4 protein-coding genes are annotated in these 2,635 nt (G+C 41.1%); 3 read left to right on the forward strand and 1 reads right to left on the reverse strand.

Features of this window, described 5'->3' with window-relative positions:
* Positions 1-355, reverse strand: a 355-nt coding sequence (locus tag QZU77_RS10700) for a DUF2162 domain-containing protein (RefSeq protein ID WP_295603957.1), incomplete at its 3' end; no start/stop codon positions are given.
* Positions 356-577: 222 nt separating this feature from the next.
* Here QZU77_RS10700 and QZU77_RS10705 point away from each other — a divergent pair.
* The 3 genes from QZU77_RS10705 (at position 578) to QZU77_RS10715 (ending at position 2,633) form a co-directional block, all read left to right on the forward strand.
* Positions 578-1,879: a phenylacetate--CoA ligase family protein gene (locus QZU77_RS10705; RefSeq protein ID WP_295603959.1), complete on the forward strand. Its 1,302-nt coding sequence runs from the start codon at positions 578-580 to the stop codon at positions 1,877-1,879.
* Complete coding sequence (locus QZU77_RS10710) at positions 1,880-2,320, forward strand: acetolactate synthase (RefSeq protein WP_295603961.1); 441 nt, start codon at positions 1,880-1,882, stop codon at positions 2,318-2,320. It begins immediately after the preceding gene.
* Between the two features lie 175 nt (positions 2,321-2,495).
* Entirely contained in the window at positions 2,496-2,633 is a 138-nt protein-coding gene (locus QZU77_RS10715) for a hypothetical protein (RefSeq protein ID WP_295603963.1), read from the forward strand.
* The last annotated feature ends 2 nt before the right edge of the window (positions 2,634-2,635 follow it).

Below are 2,635 nucleotides of genomic sequence, written 5' to 3' on the forward strand. Positions count from 1 at the left end.
TGATTGATCCGAAACAGCATGGACAAGGAGCAATGATAGCTAGAGAAGTTGCAGTTGATGTATTCTTGTCATGTATTTTCCATTCTCTTATTGTAAATAATCCTGCAATAATCATTATTGAAGCCATAATGATGTAGAATATTGTATTATAGCTGTAGATTGCCTGAACAAGTTGTTCAGAGTACAGTGAAGCGATTGCTGAGATAAGAATCACTCCTCCGCCGTAGGCAATGCAGATTATTGCGAATAATTTCTTGGACAGGTTTGCCAATCCTGAAGCCAGCCCTATCTTTATACCGAATACAAGGACTGAAGCGAAGATTCCCACCTGCCACAATACGCTCATCATATCCATATTAAATTCTCCATAGTCAAATTAAACTTAATTAATTACAATTAGATATTACTCTAATGAGATATATAAAACTTATCAAATAATCGATATGTAGATTAACCACTATCAATAGTATATTTAAAATTGATGGTTAAAAGCATTTTTGATTTAATCCACCGATAATATTTAAGGTTGATGAAAAAGAATATTATATTATAATAAATATCTAATGAGGCAAAATACATGTTTTGGAATGAAGAGATTGAAACAATGCCAAGGCAAGACCTTGAAGAATTGCAATTGAAAAAGCTTCAAAGCACTGTAAAAAGGGCATTCGATAAGATACCCTACTACAACAAGAAGTACAGTGACGCTGAAGTTTATCCTGAAGACATTGAAACATTAAAAGACATTGAAAAGCTACCGTTCATCACAAAGGACGACCTTCGCGAAAGCTACCCGTTCGGACTGTTTGCAGTCGACATCAAGGAAATAAAGGAACTCCACTCATCATCAGGAACCACCGGAAAACCTGTCGTGTCAGGATACACAGAAAAGGACCTTGACACATGGGCCGAAACCATCGCAAGGGGCCTGACCATGATGGGCATCGGCGAAGAGGACATCCTGCAGAACACTCACGGTTACGGAATGTTCACCGGAGGATTTGGAGTGCATTACGGTTCCCATAAGGTTGGAGCGGCAATCATACCAATCTCCACCGGCCAGACCCGTAGGCAAATCGAGATCATGCAGGACTTCGGAACAACCGGACTCATCTTCACACCATCCTACGGAATACACCTCGGAGAAGTGGCCATGGAAGACGGAATCGACCCGAAAAGCCTGGGAATCAAGGCTATCGGATTCGGTGCTGAAGGATGGACTGAGGAAATCAGGCAAAGGGTTGAGGAAATCTTCGGAGCCAAAGCCTACAACATCTACGGGCTCACCGAGCTCATGGGACCTGGTGTCGGTATCGAGTGCTGCGCACAGAAAGGATTGCACATAGCCGAGGACATTTATTATCCTGAAATCATCAATCCTAAAACCCTACAGACCATCGGCGAAAACCAGCCTGGGGAACTGGTATTGACCAATCTTGAAAGGGAAGGGATGCCGGTCATAAGGTTCAGAACCAAGGACCTCACCAAAATCACATACGAGAAATGTGAGTGTGGAAGGACACATGCAAGAATTAGCAGGATAACCGGAAGGTCCGATGACATGATCAAGGTCAAGGGAGTGGCCATATTCCCATCACAAATCGAAAAAGCATTGCTCAAGGTCGGTGATGCAGAGCCTCATTACATGATTATAGTTACAAGACCTGGAACCTTGGATGAGATTGAAGTCAAAGTGGAAGCATCAAAAGAACTCTTCTTTGACGGAGTCAAGGAGATGATGGCCATTCAAAACAGAATCGAAAAGTCCATTGAAAACGAAACAGGAATACGCGTGAAGGTAACCTTGGTGGAACCTAAGACATTGCCAAGATTTGAGGGTAAAGCCAAAAGGGTTATTGACAAGAGGAACTTACACTAGGTGAATAAAATGAAAATCAAACAGCTATCAATATTTTTACAGAACAGAATGGGCAGCCTATCAAAACCGTTGGAGGTTTTGACTGTGGCGAACGTCAACATCCGTGCAATGTGCATGGCGGACACTTCCGAATTCGGCATCTTAAGGCTTGTGGTTGACGACCCTGAAAAGGGCAAGGAAGCGCTTGAGGAAAACAATTTCCTCGTCAAGATCACTGAAATCATCGGCGTTGAAATGAACGACACCCCAGGTGGCCTGACCACTGTCCTGGACATCATCAAGGAAAACCTTATCGATTTGGAGTACCTGTATGCATTCTCACACGACAAGGAGGGAAAGGCAATACTATTGCTCCATGCAGATGACATCGACAACCTAATCACTGTCCTAACCGACAGCAACATACCAATCGTTTCAGCCGAAGAAGTTTATAACTTATAGACTTCTCTCTTTTTTTCTTTAAATCATTCAACATTATTCTAAATTTTAGAATAAACATAAAACAATTGTACAAAATAGTTTACATTTTCTAGACAATATTTAAATACATTTTAACATATATTTTTACATACAGGTATCATGAATTTTACATGATATTTAAACTAAGGTGATTTAAATGGGAAAACTAGAAGGAAAAGTAGCAATCGTAACCGGAGCAACCTCAGGAATGGGTAGGGAATCAACCCCGCACGAAACTGTTAGTATGTCACTAGTAGTACACCATAAAGCCTCAAAACACGATTTAACCAATTAACA

The organism is uncultured Methanobrevibacter sp. (assembly GCF_902774605.1).
Taxonomy (GTDB): domain Archaea; phylum Methanobacteriota; class Methanobacteria; order Methanobacteriales; family Methanobacteriaceae; genus Methanocatella.

What these genes read in the sequence shown, in the direction of transcription:
- QZU77_RS10705 (WP_295603959.1), top strand. Translation starts at nt 578, where the DNA reads ATGTTTTGGAATGAAGAGATTGAAACAATGCCAAGGCAAGACCTTGAA.
- QZU77_RS10715 (WP_295603963.1), top strand. Translation starts at nt 2,496, where the DNA reads ATGGGAAAACTAGAAGGAAAAGTAGCAATCGTAACCGGAGCAACCTCA.